General features: G+C 57.7%; 14 protein-coding genes and 1 pseudogene. 13 read left to right on the top strand and 2 right to left on the bottom strand.

The annotated features are described in order from the left end of the window. Positions 1–15: 15 nt before the first annotated feature. From AO277_RS02705 to AO277_RS02670, 8 genes and pseudogenes are all read left to right on the top strand, one after another. Positions 16–534 carry a rhomboid family intramembrane serine protease gene (locus AO277_RS02705; RefSeq protein WP_044319493.1) on the top strand — a complete coding sequence of 173 codons (519 nt, stop codon included), beginning with the start codon at positions 16–18 and terminating at the stop codon, positions 532–534. Between the two features lie 80 nt (positions 535–614). Further along, positions 615–1,280, top strand: a complete 666-nt coding sequence (locus AO277_RS02700; RefSeq protein ID WP_044319483.1) for a DUF2491 family protein — start codon at positions 615–617, stop codon at positions 1,278–1,280. A gap of 13 nt (positions 1,281–1,293) precedes the next feature. Further along, complete coding sequence (locus AO277_RS02695; protein WP_031595452.1) at positions 1,294–1,719, top strand: DUF350 domain-containing protein; 426 nt, start codon at positions 1,294–1,296, stop codon at positions 1,717–1,719. Between the two features lie 27 nt (positions 1,720–1,746). After that, positions 1,747–2,493: a DUF1190 domain-containing protein gene (locus tag AO277_RS02690; RefSeq protein ID WP_044319484.1), complete on the top strand. Its 747-nt coding sequence runs from the start codon at positions 1,747–1,749 to the stop codon at positions 2,491–2,493. An 11-nt stretch (positions 2,494–2,504) separates the two neighbouring features. After that, positions 2,505–3,662: a glutathionylspermidine synthase family protein gene (locus AO277_RS02685; protein ID WP_044319485.1), complete on the top strand. Its 1,158-nt coding sequence runs from the start codon at positions 2,505–2,507 to the stop codon at positions 3,660–3,662. Positions 3,663–4,167: 505 nt separating this feature from the next. Next, positions 4,168–5,522, top strand: a pseudogene (locus AO277_RS02680) (DUF1329 domain-containing protein). 229 nt (positions 5,523–5,751) lie between these two features. After that, positions 5,752–6,801 (top strand): YCF48-related protein, encoded by a 1,050-nt coding sequence (locus tag AO277_RS02675; RefSeq protein WP_080899311.1) that lies wholly within the window; start codon positions 5,752–5,754, stop codon positions 6,799–6,801. A gap of 27 nt (positions 6,802–6,828) precedes the next feature. Further along, the gene (locus AO277_RS02670) at positions 6,829–9,219 is read left to right on the top strand and encodes an efflux RND transporter permease subunit (protein ID WP_044319486.1); all 2,391 of its coding nucleotides are present in this window, start codon (positions 6,829–6,831) and stop codon (positions 9,217–9,219) included. A gap of 249 nt (positions 9,220–9,468) precedes the next feature. Here AO277_RS02670 and AO277_RS02660 read toward each other — a convergent pair whose 3' ends face one another. Together AO277_RS02660 and AO277_RS02655 are read right to left on the bottom strand one after the other, a co-directional pair. After that, positions 9,469–10,182 (bottom strand): FadR/GntR family transcriptional regulator, encoded by a 714-nt coding sequence (locus AO277_RS02660; protein ID WP_044319487.1) that lies wholly within the window; start codon positions 10,180–10,182, stop codon positions 9,469–9,471. 93 nt (positions 10,183–10,275) lie between these two features. Beyond that, complete coding sequence (locus tag AO277_RS02655) at positions 10,276–12,018, bottom strand: IlvD/Edd family dehydratase (protein WP_044319488.1); 1,743 nt, start codon at positions 12,016–12,018, stop codon at positions 10,276–10,278. A 214-nt stretch (positions 12,019–12,232) separates the two neighbouring features. Between AO277_RS02655 and AO277_RS02650 the strand changes: the two genes are divergently transcribed. The 5 genes from AO277_RS02650 (at position 12,233) to AO277_RS02630 (ending at position 16,620) form a co-directional block, all read left to right on the top strand. Further along, a complete protein-coding gene (locus AO277_RS02650; RefSeq protein WP_044319489.1) occupies positions 12,233–13,546 on the top strand; it encodes an MFS transporter in 1,314 nt (437 codons plus the stop codon). Between the two features lie 35 nt (positions 13,547–13,581). Then, on the top strand, positions 13,582–14,574 hold the full coding sequence (gene araD1, locus AO277_RS02645) for an AraD1 family protein (protein WP_044319490.1): 993 nt from the start codon (positions 13,582–13,584) through the stop codon (positions 14,572–14,574). A 127-nt stretch (positions 14,575–14,701) separates the two neighbouring features. Further along, entirely contained in the window at positions 14,702–14,986 is a 285-nt protein-coding gene (locus AO277_RS02640; RefSeq protein ID WP_044319491.1) for a DUF5629 family protein, read from the top strand. Positions 14,987–15,065: 79 nt separating this feature from the next. After that, a complete protein-coding gene (locus AO277_RS02635; protein WP_044319492.1) occupies positions 15,066–16,238 on the top strand; it encodes a lactonase family protein in 1,173 nt (390 codons plus the stop codon). Positions 16,239–16,413: 175 nt separating this feature from the next. After that, a complete protein-coding gene (locus AO277_RS02630; RefSeq protein ID WP_044319495.1) occupies positions 16,414–16,620 on the top strand; it encodes a hypothetical protein in 207 nt (68 codons plus the stop codon). Positions 16,621–16,949 lie beyond the last annotated feature (329 nt).

Below are 16,949 nucleotides of genomic sequence, written 5' to 3'. Positions count from 1 at the left end.
TTCGGTAGTTTTTTCATCGCTCCATCCTCTCAAAGGTTGGAGTCTCCGAGAAACCCGGGGCGGTTCAGCCTGATTCATTTCGGTATCATTCCGCGCAATGCGACCGGGTTGCGCGGCATTGTGTTTGCGCCTTTTCTGCACGGTTCGATTCAGCACTTGCTCAGCAACCTGCTGCCGTTCATTGTGCTGAGCTGGCTGGTCGCCACCGAGGGTGTCAGGCGTTATGCGTGGGTCGCCGGGCTGGTCTGTCTGCTGGGCGGGCTGCTGGTCTGGAGCTTCGGTCGCAGCAATATCCATGTCGGTGCGAGCGGTCTGATTTTTGGTTTGTGGGCTTACCTGCTTGCGCAGGCATGGTATCAGCGCAGTATCGCCAGCGTGCTGGTCGCGCTGTTGGTACTGGCGGGCTACAGCGGACTGGTTTTCGGCTTTGTCCCGGTAGCTGGCATATCGTTTGAATCACATATTGCCGGCGCACTGGCGGGTATTTGTGTAGCGTGGCTGATGCATTCCAAGGCATTGCTGGCGCAGAAGTGAGCCAGTCTTTTGAACAGTGTGTTTATTCCGGTTAAAGACATGTCCATACCGGCTCCAGTCGACTTCAAGGGAACTGCACTATGAGTTGGTTCAAACGTGCCATGGGGCTGGAAGCACCCAAGGCATCAGGTCGTGATGGCGTGCAATCCGTCAGCACGGTCAGCCCGTTAGGGTTGGCGTCCGGTCGCATGTTATGTCTGGACAGCTCGTTGAAGCTGTTGCTCGACGGGCATTCGCAAGTGGTTGTCCCAGACGATGAAAAGGTCTGGGCCGTGGGGCGCGTAGATCTGGGCCAGTCGATAGCGTTGCATCGCTTCTACCTGGATAACGAGGACTACTTCCTGCAGGTGGTCAGCAACGGCCCCAATCCGGAAGACGTGCAGGACATTATTCTGTTCGGTTACTACAGCGCCGAGCCGATCACCAGCAAGGATGAGTTGCTGCGCCTGACCGGTCCGTCGTCGAAGATCGGCCTGCCCACCTATGAACACGATGGCGAGGTATTCGAACGGCAATGGGGCACGTCGCCCGGCCAGACCGAGCTGACGCCACTGGATGAGGACATTGTCAGCCCTGATGCTGCGTATCGCGTCAAACACCTGAGCATGCTGTATGCCCGCGAAACGGGGCTGATCAACCGCCGCGAGTTTCTGCTGTTTTCCGTCGAGGAAGACGAAGAGGGCAGCATTACCCTCACCACGGCCGTTGGCATAACGCTGCAATCCACTGATATCAACGTTCTTTGACAAGGAAATCTTCATGATCGACGCGCTGCGTATGTCGCTCAATGCCCCTGCCGTGATTGGCTTCGTCATGTACATTCTGGTTGCGGCCATTCTGTTCGCCCTGTTCCAGTTCATCTACAGCAGGATCACGCCGCACAAGGAATTTGCGCTGATCCGCGAGAACAACAGTGCTGCCGCGTTGGCGTTGGGCGGTTCGCTGATCGGTTTTGCACTGCCAGCCAGCAACATCATCAGTTACAGCATCAGCATTCTGGATGTGATCGTCTGGGTGGTGATTGCAGCCGTTGTGCAACTGCTGGCGTTCGGTGTTACCAGCCTGGTGCTCAAGGGCCTGTCGACACGTATTGCCAAGGGCGAAATGGCTGCCGCCATTTACTCGGCCAGCGTCGCAATCAGCGTCGGTCTTCTCAACGCAGCCTGCATGACCCCTTCGGTCTGACGGCAGCCTTGAACAAGGAGACTCACGATGAGACGCAGTTCAGTAAAGCTGGTACTTGCCAGCACGCTTCCGCTGGCCCTTGCCGGGTGTGGCCCGTCGCAAGACAAGGATACTTTCAACGCGCAGGCCAACTTCAGTTCGGTGCAGGAGTGCGTTGATGCCAAAGTGCCGGTAAATGTCTGTTCGGATGCCTACATGCAGGCGCTGTCCGACCATCGCCGCATCGCGCCGACCTATGATGACAAGGTGTCTTGCGACGCGGACTTTGTACCGGATTATTGCCAGGTCACTTCGGATGGCAAGTACATGCCGAAACTCGGCGGCTTTGAGCTGGGTTTTTCCGGGCGTGTGCCCAAAGAGGCGCTGGACCGGGCCAATCAGGAAGTCGCCCAGTCCGCTCCCGCAGGCATGAGCGGCACCACCGGGCTGTTGGCCGGTCTGCTGATCGGTAATCTGCTCAGCAATGGCTTCGGCAACAATCGCTATTACTCGCAACCTATCTACCAGACGCGCGATGACCGCGGCGGTTACTACAGCTCGTCCTTGCCAAGTCAGATTGATCGCGGCAAAACCTTTGGCCGTTCGACCCAGGCGCAATCCAGTCCGGATCGCAGCTATGGCAAGAGCACACTGGGGCGTAACCTGGGCAGTTCGGGCTCCGGCTCGTCCTCGGTGTCGTCGACTATCTCGCGCGGCGGCTTCGGCAGCCAGGCCTCGGCACGCAGTGGCTGGGGCGGCAAGAGCAGCGGTGGCAGCAGCAGTTTCGGAGGCTGACGGTCCGGGCCATGAAAAAGATCAGTATCGAGGAACGCCCGGACTGGCGCGCAACGGCGGAACGTGAAGGGTTCAACTTTCACACCATCGACGGCGAGCGCTATTGGGATGAGCGCGGGTATTATCTGTTCACCGAGCAGCAGATTACCCGCGACCTTGAAGTGCCTACCCAGGAACTTCACCAGATGTGTCTGGATGCAGTCGCGCGGGTGGTGGACAGCGAAGAGTTGTTGCACCGCCTGGCGATTCCGGAAGCGTTCTTTGATGTGATCCGCGCGTCATGGAAACAGGGGCATCCACACCTTTACGGGCGCTTCGACTTTGCCTACGACGGCACGGGCCCGGCAAAGATGTACGAAATCAATGCTGATACGCCCACCAGTCTGATGGAGGCAGGTGCGTTCCAGTTGCTCTGGCTGGACGAGCAGATGGCGCGCGGTGTTCTGCCCGCGCATGCCAGCCAGTTCAATTCGATTGCCGAGGATCTTGTTCGGGCGTTTGCCGAGTTTCCGGGGGCGAGCCCGTTCTACTTTTCGGCGATGTCCGGCTCTGTCGAGGACCGTGGTACTACCGACTTTCTGCGGCGCATGGCTGCGCACGTGGGCATTGATGCCCGGCATATCGATATCGAGGACATCGGGCTCAGTGTCGAGGGCCGCTTTGTCGACCTGGACGGACGCTGGATCGAGCGGCTGTTCAAGCTTCACGCCTGGGAACATATCTTTCACGAGGAGTTTGGCCAGCACGTTCCAGCCAGTGGCACTCAGTTCGTTGAACCTGCCTGGAAGTCGATTCTCAGCAACAAGGGAATTCTGCCGTTGTTGTGGCAGTTCAATGAGGGCCATCCGAACCTGCTGCCTTCGCGCGTCGATCAGGACCCGAGCAGACCGGTTCCCAAGGGCTGGGTACGCAAACCCTACTTTTCCCGTGAAGGTGCCAACATTGAAATGCGCACGCCTGGCGATCAGGTGATTTCAGTCGATGGGCCTTACACTGATGCGCCTTATATTTTGCAGGCGTACTCGCCGCTGCCGCGATTCGGTGACAGCTACACGCTGATCGGCTCCTGGGTCATCGGCGACCTTGCCTCCGGAATCGGCATTCGCGAAGACGACAGTCTGATCACCAAGGACACCAGCCGGTTCCTGCCCCACGTGGTCATCGACTGAACGCTGCTTATTCTCAATAAGTGTTACTTGTCCAATACACGTAACACCCTCGCTGTTACCGAACGTTTATCGAGTCCGCAATGACCGGCATCAACCGGTTACTATTTTGATGCTATGTCTGACAATCAAACAGGCTGTGCTCGTGTTTTTAATTCTGGCGATACAGAAGGTCCGTTAATGAACTGATCTGTACCGGCTCTCTATGTTGATCTGTATGTTGACGCTTATTGGCATTCGCGTTGCATTACTGCGGACAACTCTGGGTGCCTGCTGTGTCGGTCATCTTGTAAAGTATCGTAAGTTTAGGAAGTTTCCTACAGACTCTTGCCTGACCTCCACAGTGTTCGCGGGATCAATAATTACATTGACGGGTTCATCCGTTTAATAAGTCTTTATGAACGGACGGTAAGTTTATTCGTCTCTCACGACACCTCGTTTACATCGCAAATACTATCGGCCTGAGTTAGGACACTTGTCCCGGACAGGCCACGCAAGGAGAGCCCACATGCTCATGAAACAACTGCCGGGGTTCGCGCTGGCGATGCTGCTCGCGCTCAACACCAGTCTGGCAGCTGACGCTACGCTGCTCAGAAACCGCCTGACACCGCTGGGAGGCGAGGTGGCGGGTAACGCAGCAGGGACCATCCCGCCATGGCGCGGCGGAATCACTCGGCCTCCGCCTGGATACAAGGGCTCAGGTAAGCGGCATGTCGACCCGTATGCCGCAGACAAGCCCTTGTTCACTATTACGCACGCCAATATGCAGCACTATCGCAGCTACCTGACACCTGGGCAGGTGGCGATGTTCGAAACCTGGCCTGATAGTTATCAGATGCCGATATACACCACCCGACGTTCCGGGTCGGCACCGCAATGGGTGTACGATAATACACGGCATAATGCACAAAACGCCCGGTTGATCGGTGGCGGTAACGGTTTTATCGATGCCTATGGCGGCATTCCATTTCCTGTTCCGGAAAAGGGTATTCAGGCTGTGTGGAATCATATTGCCCGCTATCGCGGTCATTACGTGGTGCGAGGGACTTCGGAGGTCGCCATACAGCGTGACGGCAGTTTCAAATTAAACACCTCGCGTCAGAAAGTGCTGTTCCGCTTTTATGACCCCGCGGGCAGTTTTGCCAGTCTGGATAATGTGCTGTTTTATTACCTGTCGTTTATCCAGTGCCCGACCCGCATGGCCGGTTCCGCCGTGCTGGTCCATGAAACACTTGATCAGGTGCAGGAGCCTCGGCAAGCGTGGGCTTACAGTGCTGCGCAACGTCGGGTGAGACGGGCGCCGAGTCTGGCTTACGATATGCCGATCCCGGCCTCAAGGGGTTGCGTACCGCAGATGATACCGACATGTTCAATGGTTCGCCGGACCGTTACGAGTGGACGTTGCTGGGCAAACGCGAAATTTATATTCCTTACAATAACTACCGGATATCCAGCCCTGATATTACCTACCGACAGTTATTGCAGGTCGGCCACCTCAACCCGGCTTATACACGCCATGAGTTGCATCGTGTATGGGTGGTGGAGGGCAGGCTCAAACCTACCGCGCGGCACGTCTACTCCCGGCGCACGCTGTACCTGGATGAAGACAGCTGGCAGGCCGCAGTTGTCGATCAATATGACGGCAGAGGGCAATTGTGGCGGGTCTCCATGGCGTACCTGAAAAACTATTACGAGCTACCGACCACCTGGTCTGCACTGGACGTTTTCCATGACTTGCAGGCACGCCGTTACCACGTACAGAACCTGGACAATCAGGAGCCCGGCACCAGTGATTTCTCCCAGCCTGTGCCCAGCGTAAATGCCTTCAAACCCGCCGCATTGCGTCGCCGGGGTATTCACTGACAGGCGTCTGGGGAAGCTGCGCGATTAACCATCGTGATGATCCATCAATCACATTCGTGCGCTTAACAAAAGATAACGACATGTCGATTGTCAGGCATTTGCAAAGCTGCCTAGGATGAACGGTCTTCCACACAGGTAAAGCCGGACGGCTGTGGACGTCCGGGTCAATACGAGTCGGTTGATACCCGCAGTCGATAGCAGCCACCTGATAATAAGAGCGGAGAAGTTCATGCGTGCCCCTTTCCATCGACGCATCCGGTTATACGCGGGCCTGCCCCTGGCGATTTTTACTTCATGTTCTTTTGCCGTCCCTGCAACGGCCGGGTCCGACTCTGCATCGACATCAGCCGCTGCTGCAGACAAGGCTGTTTATGCTGTCGAATCGGCCAGAGCCTCACGCGGTTTGTTGCTGGACGTCGCCCATGCCGGCGCACGGCTGGTCGTGGTGGGTGATCATGGGCATATTCTGTTCTCCGATGATCAAGGCAAGACCTGGAGCCAGGCTCGCGTGCCGACCCGCCAGCTGTTGACGGCTGTGTTTTTCGTGGATGAACAGCATGGCTGGGCGGTGGGTCATGACGCACAGATACTGGCCAGTAACGATGGTGGCAAGAGCTGGAGCAAGCAGTTCGAGGACTTGAAGCGCGAGGCGCCACTGCTGGACGTCTGGTTCAAGGACCTCGACACCGGTTTTGCCGTGGGCGCTTACGGTGTGCTGTTGAGCACCGTTGATGGCGGTCAGCATTGGGAAGATGTCAGCGAGCGGCTGGACAACGAAGACCAGTATCACCTGAACAGCATTGCTCAGGTGAAAGACGCAGGCCTGTTCATTGTCGGCGAGGCGGGCAGCATGTTTCGTTCAAGTGACCATGGGCAGACCTGGGAGAAACTCGAAGGCCCCTATCAAGGTTCGCTATTTGGCGTGATTGGCACGGCCCAGCCTTCTACGCTGCTGGCTTATGGTTTGCGCGGCAATCTGTTTCGTTCCAGCGATTTTGGTGACAGCTGGCAGCCCATTGAACTGAAGGACGCACGCGGCCCGGTCGAGTTCGGTCTGGCCAGCGCCACATTGCTGGCCGATGGTTCGCTGGTGCTGGTCGGTAACGGCGGTAGCGTCATGCGCAGCAATGATGATGGCGAAACGTTCGAGGTGTTCAATCGGCCCGATCGCATCTCGCTGGCCGGGGTCACCGGCAACCTTCAAGGCAATCTGATTCTGGTAGGACAAGGCGGCGTGCGCGTCACCTCGCCGACGGGCGCCGATACGACCCAACAATAAGACCTTTCAGGGCGGGGACATTCCGGCATGAGCACTGTTCAACACACGCAACACTCGGACGAAAAGGCAACCTTCCTTGAACGCCTGATTTTCAATCATCGCCCTGCGGTGATTATCCTTTGTCTGCTGGCGAGTATTTTTCTGTTCTGGCAGGCCACGCAGGTTCGGCCCTCCACCAGTTTCGAAAAAATGATCCCGCTGTCTCATCCGTTCATTCAGAACATGATGAAGCACCGCAACGATCTGGCGAACCTGGGCAATACCGTGCGCATCTCTGTCGAGGCGGTGGATGGCGATATTTTCTCCAAAGAGTACATGGAGACCCTGCGCCAGATCAGTGACGAGGTGTTTTACATTCCCGGTGTGGACCGCTCCGGTCTCAAATCGCTCTGGAGCCCCAGCGTGCGCTGGACCGAAGTGACGGAAGAGGGGTTTGCAGGGGGCGAAGTCATACCGCAGAGTTACAACGGCTCGGACGCCAGTCTGGATCAGTTACGCAACAACGTGCTCAAGTCCGGGCAGGTCGGGCGACTGGTCGCCAACGATTTCAGGTCGAGCATCATTGAGGTTCCGCTGCAGGAGTCTTACCCGGACCCGGCCGATCAGGGCAAGTTGCTGGCGCTGGACTACCAGCAATTCTCTCATCAGCTTGAAGAGAAGATCCGCGACAAATACCAGGTACAAAACCCCCATATCAAGATTCATATCGTCGGTTTCGCCAAGAAAGTCGGCGACTTGATTGACGGTCTGTTCATGGTGGTGATGTTCTTTGGCATCGCGTTTCTGATCACTCTGGTATTGCTGATCTGGTTCACCCGTTGTATCCGCAGTACCGTGGCGGTTCTGAGCACCACGCTCATTGCGGTGATCTGGCAACTGGGGCTGATGCACGTCGTCGGCTTCGGTATTGACCCGTATTCGATGCTGGTGCCGTTTCTGATTTTTGCTATCGGCATCTCTCACGGCGTGCAGAAAATCAACGGTATCGCCCTGCAATCCAGCGAGGCCGAAAACGCTCTGACTGCTGCGCGTCGCACGTTTCGTCAGCTGTTTCTGCCGGGCATGATCGCCATTCTGGCTGATGCCGTCGGGTTCATTACTTTGCTGATCATCGACATCGGCGTGATCCGCGAACTGGCCATCGGCGCGTCCATAGGCGTTGCGGTGATCGTGTTCACCAACCTGATTCTGTTGCCCGTAGCCATTTCCTACGTGGGTATCAGCAAACGGGCGGTGAGCCGTAGCAAGCAGGATGCGGTCTGCGAGCATCCTTTCTGGCGACTGCTGTCGAACTTTGCCAGTGCCAAAGTCGCGCCGGTGTCGATTGTGTTGGCGTTGCTGGCCTTCGGTTGCGGGCTCTGGTACAGCCAGAACCTGAAGATCGGTGATCTGGACCAGGGCGCCCCTGAGCTGCGCCCCGACTCGCGCTATAACAAGGACAACGCGTTCATCATTAATCACTACTCGACCAGTTCCGATGTGCTGGTGGTCATGGTCAAGACAGCCCCCGAGGGCTGCTCGGCGTATTCGACTATGTCAGCGATCAACGAACTGGCCTGGAAGATGGAAAACACCCAAGGCGTGCAGTCAGCCATTTCGCTGGTGACCGTTTCCAAGCAGGTCATCAAGGGCATGAACGAGGGCAACCTGAAGTGGGAAAGCCTGTCGCGCAACAAAGACGTGCTGAACAACTCCATCGCCCGCGCTGATGGTTTGTACAACACCGACTGTTCCCTGGCCCCGCTGCTGGTATTCCTCAACGACCATAAAGCCGAAACCCTGGACCGTGCCGTACATGCCGTCCAGGACTTCGCCAAAGAGAACGACACGCCGGACCTGCAGTTCCTGCTGGCTGCAGGCAATGCCGGGATCGAGGCCGCGACCAACGAGGTCATCAAGCAGTCCGAGCTGGTCATTCTGGTGCTGGTCTACCTCTGCGTGGCAGCCATGTGCATGATCACTTTCCGCTCATGGGCCGCGACCCTGTGCATCGTCCTGCCGCTGGTGCTGACCTCGGTGCTGGGTAACGCGCTGATGGCGTTCATGGGCATCGGCGTCAAGGTCGCGACCCTGCCGGTTGTGGCGTTGGGAGTGGGGATTGGTGTCGATTACGGCATCTACATCTACAGCCGCCTGGAAAGCTTCCTGCGCGCCGGTCTGCCGCTGCAGCAAGCCTATTACGAAACCCTGAAGTCCACCGGTAAGGCCGTGCTGTTTACTGGCCTTTGCCTGGCCATTGGTGTGTGCACCTGGATCTTCTCGGCAATCAAGTTTCAGGCCGACATGGGCCTGATGCTGACCTTCATGCTGCTGTGGAACATGTTCGGCGCACTGTGGCTGCTGCCCGCGCTGGCACGGTTTCTGATCAAGCCGGAGAAGATGGCGGGGAAGGTGGGCAATTCGTTGTTTTCGCATTAAGGCCGTGGCGGCCTGTAACTCCGGGTCCTTTTAACTATCGTGCCAATGCTCCGGCGTTGGCATGCAGTTCGTGACGCTCTGCGTCATTAATTCGTATCGCGCCGCTTACTTGGGACAGAATGCAGAGCTTCCAGAACGGCATTCCCACGCGGCACGTTGGAATGATGACTTACGCTTCAATATGACTTGCGTCTCTAATAAACACGGCGAATACACAGGCTCAACGAGTTATCGACTCAGTCGAGCCAATCAACCGCCACCCAGCACCACACTCAGCGCATTGCGCGCATCGTCCAGTTGCACCAGCGAAGCATGGCGTGCGCCCAGCGCGTCGCGGTTCTGGATGGCGGTGAGGATTGCCTTGTGGCGGGGCATGGCCAGTTCGTGCAGGTTGGGGCGTTTGTTGGAGTATTTGAGCGCTTCACGCAACGCCAGCGACAGCATGTTGCACAAGTGCGCCAGCAGGTCGTTATGGGTGGCATCGGCGATGCGGCTGTGGAAGTCGAGATCGGGTTGCAGCAGGTCTTCCGGGGTCGGTGCGGCCTCCATGCGCAGGTAGGCTTCGTGAATCGACTCGATTTCTGCGTCCGTGGCATGTTGCGCAGCCAGTGCTGCAACAGCCGGTTCGATGACTGCGCGCACACTGGTCAGCAGGTTGAAGAATTCATTCTGTGGCGAACTTTGCATCAACCAGTGCAGCACATCCGGGTCCAGCAGGTGCCATTCGCGTCGGGCCTTGACCACCGTGCCGACACGCGGCCGCGAGTACACCAGCCCCTTGGCGACCAGAACCCGTGTGGCTTCGCGCAGTACCGGGCGGCTGACGGCGTACTCCTCACAGAGCAGCGCTTCGGCAGGCAGCTTTTCGTCGGGCTTGAAACGGCCGGATACGATTTGCATGCCCAGTTCCTGGACAATGCGCGCGTGCATGCTTTTTCGGTCGGAAGGCTTTCGATAATCCATGAGAGCGCAATTGGGTCCTGGCAGTGATTGCTGGGCATCATACCATCGCACAACAGTGACGGCGGTCGCCAGAACAAGGGACCGCCGCTTCTTTTAGTGCGAGTGGCGAGGCACTTCTGAACCTCTGCAACCGACCAGAAAGTCGAAGTCACAGCCTTGATCCGCCTGCATCACACGGTCCACGTACAGTTGGCGATAGCCACCGAGTAACAGCTGCTGCGGTGCCTGCCAATCGGCGAGGCGTGCCGCCAGTTCGGCTTCCGGGATGTCCAGATGCAGACGTCCGCCAGCGCAGTCCAGCTCGATCCAGTCGCCTTCCTTGACCACCGCCAGCGGACCGCCGGCTGCGGCTTCCGGTGCCACATGCAAAACCACTGTGCCGTAGGCCGTGCCGCTCATACGTGCATCGGAAATACGCACCATGTCAGTCACGCCCTGCGCCAGCAGCTTGGCTGGCAAGCCCATGTTGCCGACCTCGGCCATGCCGGGATAACCCTTGGGGCCAGAGTTCTTGAGGACCATGACCGACGTGGCGTCGATGTCCAGATCCGGATCGTTGATCCGCGCCTTGTACATTTCAAAGTTCTCGAACACCACCGCCCGGCCCCGATGCTGCATCAGTGCTGGCGTGGCGGCAGACGGTTTGAGCACTGCGCCGAGGGGGGCGAGGTTGCCGCGCAATACGCAGATACCGCCATCGGCGCGAATCGGATTGTCCAGCGCACGGATTACCTGGTCCTCGCCATAGATCGGTGAATTGCAGGTGTTTTCGCCAATGCTTTTACCATTGACCGTAAGTGCGTCCGGATTGGGCAGCAAATTGGCTTCGTTCATGCGCCGCAGCACGGCAGGCAGGCCACCGGCGTAGTAAAACTCTTCCATCAGGAAGCGCCCTGAGGGTTGCAGGTCGACGATGGTCGGCATACCGCGGCCCATGCGCGACCAGTCGTCCAGGTCCAGGTCGACGCCGATGCGCCCGGCAATCGCCTTCAGGTGAATAACGGCGTTGGTCGAACCGCCAATGGCCGCATTGACCCGGATGGCGTTTTCGAATGCGGCCTTGGTGAGAATCTTTGACAGGCGCAGGTCTTCACGAACCATGTCCACCGCACGCATGCCGGACATGTGGGCCAGCACGTAACGTCGCGAATCCACCGCAGGAATGGCGGCGTTGTGTGGCAATGAAGTGCCCAGCGCTTCGGCCATGCAGGCCATGGTCGAGGCTGTGCCCATTGTGTTGCAGGTGCCTGCCGAGCGAGACATGCCGGCTTCGGCGGACAGGAATTCATCCAGGCTGATGGTGCCGGCCTTGTAGGACTCATGCATCTGCCAGACGATGGTGCCGGCGCCGATGTCCTTGCCCTGATGCTTGCCGTTGAGCATCGGTCCGCCAGTCACGACGATGGCAGGGATGTCGCAACTGGCGGCACCCATCAGCAGGGCAGGCGTGGTTTTGTCACAGCCAGTCAGCAGCACGACGCCATCGATGGGGTTGCCGCGAATCGCTTCTTCAACGTCCATGCTCGCCAGGTTGCGAGTGAACATTGCGGTAGGGCGCAGGTTGGATTCACCGTTGGAAAACACCGGAAACTCGACCGGCCAGCCGCCTGCTTCGATCACGCCACGTTTGACGTGTTCGGCGATCTGCCGGAAATGCGCGTTGCAGGGGGTCAACTCCGACCAGGTATTGCAAATGCCGATGATCGGTTTGCCCTGGAACTGATGGTCGGCAATACCCTGATTCTTCATCCAGCTACGGTACATGAAGCCATTCTTGTCAGCGGTGCCAAACCACTGGGCAGAACGGAGGGTCGGTTTTTTATCGGAGTCAGACATGATCGGCTCTCTTATTGTAAGACTTAATGGCGATGCTGCTGGCTAAGGTAAGCCTAAAAAACGCGTATTGGAAGAGTTGTCAGTTCAAATAGTATTACTATATAGTCAATCGTAGACGAGGGATCATCCTGGCATATGTGCAGCTTCATTCGGCACCCAGTCACAGAGGTGATCCCCGCAGGTTCCATAACAAAAACAATGGGAGACCGCCTACATGAGCCAGGAACTGCGGCTTATACGCCGCATTACGTTCAAACTGATTCCATTTCTTATCCTGCTTTACCTGATCGCTTATGTGGACCGCTCTGCCGTGGGCTTTGCCAAGCTGCACATGGGCGCCGACATCGGTATCGGCGACGCGGCCTACGGGCTGGGTGCCGGGCTGTTTTTCATCTTCTACTTCCTGTTTGAAATCCCCAGCAACCTGATGCTCGAGCGTTTTGGCGCACGCCGCTGGTTCGCACGAATCATGATCACCTGGGGCGCGATCACCATCGGCATGGCCTTCGTCCAAGGGCCGCACAGCTTCTATGTGATGCGTTTTCTGCTCGGTGCTGCCGAGGCGGGCTTCTTTCCCGGTGTGCTGTACTACATCACCCAGTGGTTTCCGGTGCGCCATCGCGGCAAGATCCTTGGCCTTTTCATCCTCTCGCAACCCATCGCCATGATGATCACCGGGCCGGTGTCCGGTGGTTTGCTGGGCATGGACGGCATACTCGGCCTGCATGGCTGGCAATGGCTGTTCATCGTCATCGGCACGCCAGCGATTCTGTTGACCTGGCCGGTGCTGCGCTGGTTGCCGGACGGTCCGCAACAGGTCAAATGGATGGACCAGACCGAGAAAGACTGGCTGACCGGTGAGCTGAAAAAGGACCTGGAAGAATACGGCCAGACTCGCCACGGCAATCCCTTGCATGCCTTGAAAGACAAGCGTGTGCTGCTGCTGGCGCTGTTCTACCTGCCGGTGACGTTGAGTATCTACGGTCTGGGCCTGTGGCTGCCGACGCTGATCAAACAGTTCGGTGGCAGTGACCTGACCACCGGCTTTGTGTCTTCGGTGCCTTACATTTTCGGCATCATTGGCCTGCTGATCGTGCCGCGCAGTTCCGACCGCCTCAACGACCGTTACGGGCATCTGGCCGTGCTGTATGTGCTGGGTGCCATCGGCCTGTTCTGCAGCGCCTGGCTGACCCTGCCGGTGGCGCAGCTGGCTGCATTGTGTGTCGTGGCGTTTGCGCTGTTCTCCTGCACGGCGGTGTTCTGGACATTGCCAGGGCGGTTCTTTGCCGGTGCCAGTGCCGCAGCCGGTATCGCGCTGATCAATTCGGTCGGCAACCTGGGCGGCTACATCGGGCCGTTCGTGATCGGTGCGTTGAAGGAAATCACCGGCAGCCTGGCATCGGGCCTCTATTTTCTGTCGGGCGTCATGGTCTTCGGGCTGCTGCTGACCGGCATCGTCTATCACGTGCTGGAGCGCAAGCATGTGCTGCCAGTGTCCGACTTCGCGGCGAGTGCCAAGGCGAGATAGGTTTTCAGCGGCCCATTATCTGGAAGGAGAATTTCATGCGGTTAGTACAGTTTGAACTGAGCGACGGTCAGCGCCGGGTCGGTCTGGTCGACGGTGATCAGGTACGTGAGGTCCAGGGTGTCGAAAGTGTTCGCGAGCTGGCGCTGGCGGCAATCGAGGCGGGTTCGGCTCTGGCGCACCAGGTCGAGCAGCGTGGCGTTGGCGAGACGCACGACTATTCGCAGTTGCTTGAGGCGTTGCGGATCCTGCCGCCGCTCGACCATCCTGATCCGGCGCACCTGCTGGTCAGCGGCACCGGGCTGACCCATCTGGGCAGTGCGTCGGCACGCGACAAGATGCACCAGCAGTCCGGCGACGAAGCTTCGATGACCGACACCATGCGTATCTTCAAATGGGGCGTCGAAGGCGGTAAGCCGGCTGCGGGGCAGGCCGGTGTTCAGCCAGAGTGGTTCTACAAGGGTGATGGCAGCATTGTCGTGCGCCCCGGCCGTTCGTTTTCACTGCCGCCCTTTGCCGAAGATGGCGGGGAAGAGCCCGAGCTGAGCGGCCTGTATGTGATCGGTCATGACCGCAAGCCTTATCGTCTGGGCTTCGCCATTGGTAATGAATACTCCGACCACGTCATGGAACGTCGCAACTACCTGTATCTGGCGCATTCGAAACTGCGCGCCTGTTCGTTCGGTCCGGAGTTGCGCGTGGGCGACTTGCCGCAAAGCCTGTCGGGCACCAGTCGGGTCTGGCGCGACGGCAAGGTGCTGTGGGAAAAAGAGTTCCTCAGTGGCGAAGCGAACATGTGCCACAGCCTGGAAAACCTTGAATACCATCACTTCAAGTACGCACAGTTCCTCAGGCCCGGTGACGTGCATGTGCATTTCTTCGGCACCGCGACACTGTCGTTTGCCGATGGCGTGCGCACCCAGCCGGGCGATCGTTTCGAGATCAGTCAGGCCGAGTTCGGCAAGCCGCTGGTCAACGGTTTGGCACCGAGCGAGCCGGTGTTTCAGCCGGGCGGCATCGGCAAGCTGTAAGCGCAGTCCCTGTTTGATTGCTCACCGTGCCAGCGCTCGGCGCTGGTACGGCTCTACTTACGCTCCGACTGTATCTACGCCTGTCTTTTGCCCTATCATTCGCGCTTTTGCTGGCCGGATGAATTTCATGACTACCACACCCACCACACTGCTTGCTGCCCTTGAAGCCACTACCATGCTGGAAATCGACGGTCTGCACGCTTGGGATTTCTCTCTGGGCGATGAACTGAACGTCGAATGCATGGACGGCCGCGAGCGCAAGGTATGGCGCTTCAGCAAAGCCCAAGTCGACGCCGCGACCTTTGATGAATCCCTGCAAAGCTGGGTGATCAATGACGGCAACGCCGATCACCGGATCATCTGCCTGGATGCCTTTATCCCCTCCGATGAAGATGATTCTGCGCAGGATTGAGTAAATGCGGGCTGGCGCTGTCATAGACCCGACAGTGCCGTAACAGGCATCAATAATTTCGACAAAAAGGGATGCCCCCATGCCCCATAAATTTCTGCCGTGGCTGGCGATTGCCAGTGCCATGAGCGCGTTTACCCTGCAGGCCCAAGCCATGCCCGATACTGAATTGCTGATAGGTTCCTACACACAAGGCAAGAGTGAAGGGATCTATCGTTTTGCCTTCAACAGCGAAACCGGGATGATCGATGCCAAGCCGCTGCAAGTGGTCAAAACCGAAAACCCCTCGTGGCTGACAGTGTCCAGAGACCAGCGTTATCTGTTCGCGGTCAATGAAAACGGCCCAGGGCAAAAAGATGTGGTCGGTAAGGTCAGCAGCTTTGCAATCGACCCGAAAACCCGTCAGATCACGCCGATCAATCAGGTTCAAAGCCGCGGTGAAGAACCGACGCACTCCAGCCTGAGTTATGACGGCCGCTACCTGTTCGTTGCCAACTACGCAGTAAACCCTGAACCGGGCGGCGCGCTGACAGTGGTGCCAGTGGGCAAGGACGGTAGGTTGAGCGAGGCCGTTCAGGTCTTGCCGCTGGGGCCCGGAAGCAAGGTCAACAGTGAGCGGCAGATGTCGTCCCATGTGCATCTGGCCGTGCCGACCCCGGATGACAAGTACGTAGTGAGCGCTGACTTGGGCGCTGACAAGCTGTTTGTGTATCGCTACGACGCGAGCCAGGCCAAGCCACTGCAGCCAGCCAAGGAGCCGACCGTGCAATTGCCGGGTGGCTCCGGACCACGTCACACCCTGTTCAGTGCTGATGGCAAGCATGCCTGGCTGGTGCTGGAAATGACGGCGCAGGTCGCGGTGTTTGACTACCATGACGGCGTCTTCAAGCAGACCCAACTGGTTGATATGAAGAACAAAGGCGTGCAGGAGAAAAACGGTGGCGGTGCCTTGCACACCTCACCGGACGGCAAGTTTCTCTATGTGACCAATCGTGGTGACGCGAATCAGGTCGTGGTATTCCGGATCGATCAGGCCAGCGGCAAGCTGGAAGAAATTCAGCGCTGTTCCCTGGAAGGCAAGGAGCCACGCGAGTTCGCCTTTGACCCGACTGGCAAGTACATGCTGTTCGCCAATCAGAAGAGCAACCAGATCGTGACCGTGCGCCGTGATCCGCAGAGCGGGAAGATCGGTGAAACTGTGCAGAAATTTGATGCAGATTCACCTTCTTATCTGCGTTTTCTGACTGACAAGTAAGCCTTTCCAGCTCCAGCCCTCTAGATACAAGGGCTGGAGCCGTCATCATTCTTGATGATATGGGTTAGTGCTACAAAAGATTTCTGCTGAACCACCCTCGGGCGTAAGTTTGAGTCACGGCCAAGACGGCTAACACTTCAAGCAAACGCTAACCGGATAACGAGGGGTGACCGACATGAATTTCAATCTTTTCTCCATCATTGCTGCATCGGCTGTTTCCGCAAGCGTTGCGCTTCCTGCCAGTGCCAGTGTCGATGTAACTGACAAAAAAGCCCACGCTGCTCAGACCTATACTCAGACCTATACTCAGACCTACACCTCGAAATATCTGCAACAGAGCGCTAATTTCTACGCAGCGCTGGATCACAAATCCGCTCAATGATTCATCAGCCGTCACGCTTTCGCGAGCATGTTCGCCAACACAGGTCCCTGCGACTTACTGCCCACTGCGCGGCAGACCATGCACGGAATGTCAGGCGAGCCTGTTCGCGAAAGCGTGACGGCGATGGCGTATTCAAGACCGGACGCAGAGCGTCCAGAACGGCATGCGACGCGGAGCGCCGCACGATAGTTGAAAGCGTCCAGAACACGATAGTTGAGATTATCGTTCCGCACGTTCTGGTATGACCCCCGAAGGTTGGACGCAACCTTTGGAGGCGTCATGGGTAAATATACAGTGCAGGCAAAACTCGCAGCCGTGAAAGAATATTG

It is taken from the genome of Pseudomonas amygdali, from assembly GCF_002699855.1.
Classification (GTDB): domain Bacteria; phylum Pseudomonadota; class Gammaproteobacteria; order Pseudomonadales; family Pseudomonadaceae; genus Aquipseudomonas; species Aquipseudomonas amygdali.
The sequence above is the reverse complement of the archived record's forward strand: the minus strand, read 5'-3'. Positions and strand labels throughout refer to the sequence as shown.

Bases quoted from the DNA above. Each gene is read 5' to 3' on its own strand.
- AO277_RS02635 (WP_044319492.1), top strand. From the start codon at position 15,066: ATGCCCCATAAATTTCTGCCGTGGCTGGCGATTGCCAGTGCCATGAGC.
- araD1 (WP_044319490.1), top strand. From the start codon at position 13,582: ATGCGGTTAGTACAGTTTGAACTGAGCGACGGTCAGCGCCGGGTCGGT.
- AO277_RS02650 (WP_044319489.1), top strand. From the start codon at position 12,233: ATGAGCCAGGAACTGCGGCTTATACGCCGCATTACGTTCAAACTGATT.
- AO277_RS02660 (WP_044319487.1), bottom strand. From the start codon at position 10,182: ATGGATTATCGAAAGCCTTCCGACCGAAAAAGCATGCACGCGCGCATT.
- AO277_RS02670 (WP_044319486.1), top strand. From the start codon at position 6,829: ATGAGCACTGTTCAACACACGCAACACTCGGACGAAAAGGCAACCTTC.
- AO277_RS02695 (WP_031595452.1), top strand. From the start codon at position 1,294: ATGATCGACGCGCTGCGTATGTCGCTCAATGCCCCTGCCGTGATTGGC.
- AO277_RS02640 (WP_044319491.1), top strand. From the start codon at position 14,702: ATGACTACCACACCCACCACACTGCTTGCTGCCCTTGAAGCCACTACC.
- AO277_RS02685 (WP_044319485.1), top strand. From the start codon at position 2,505: ATGAAAAAGATCAGTATCGAGGAACGCCCGGACTGGCGCGCAACGGCG.
- AO277_RS02690 (WP_044319484.1), top strand. From the start codon at position 1,747: ATGAGACGCAGTTCAGTAAAGCTGGTACTTGCCAGCACGCTTCCGCTG.
- AO277_RS02700 (WP_044319483.1), top strand. From the start codon at position 615: ATGAGTTGGTTCAAACGTGCCATGGGGCTGGAAGCACCCAAGGCATCA.
- AO277_RS02655 (WP_044319488.1), bottom strand. From the start codon at position 12,018: ATGTCTGACTCCGATAAAAAACCGACCCTCCGTTCTGCCCAGTGGTTT.
- AO277_RS02675 (WP_080899311.1), top strand. From the start codon at position 5,752: ATGCGTGCCCCTTTCCATCGACGCATCCGGTTATACGCGGGCCTGCCC.
- AO277_RS02630 (WP_044319495.1), top strand. From the start codon at position 16,414: ATGAATTTCAATCTTTTCTCCATCATTGCTGCATCGGCTGTTTCCGCA.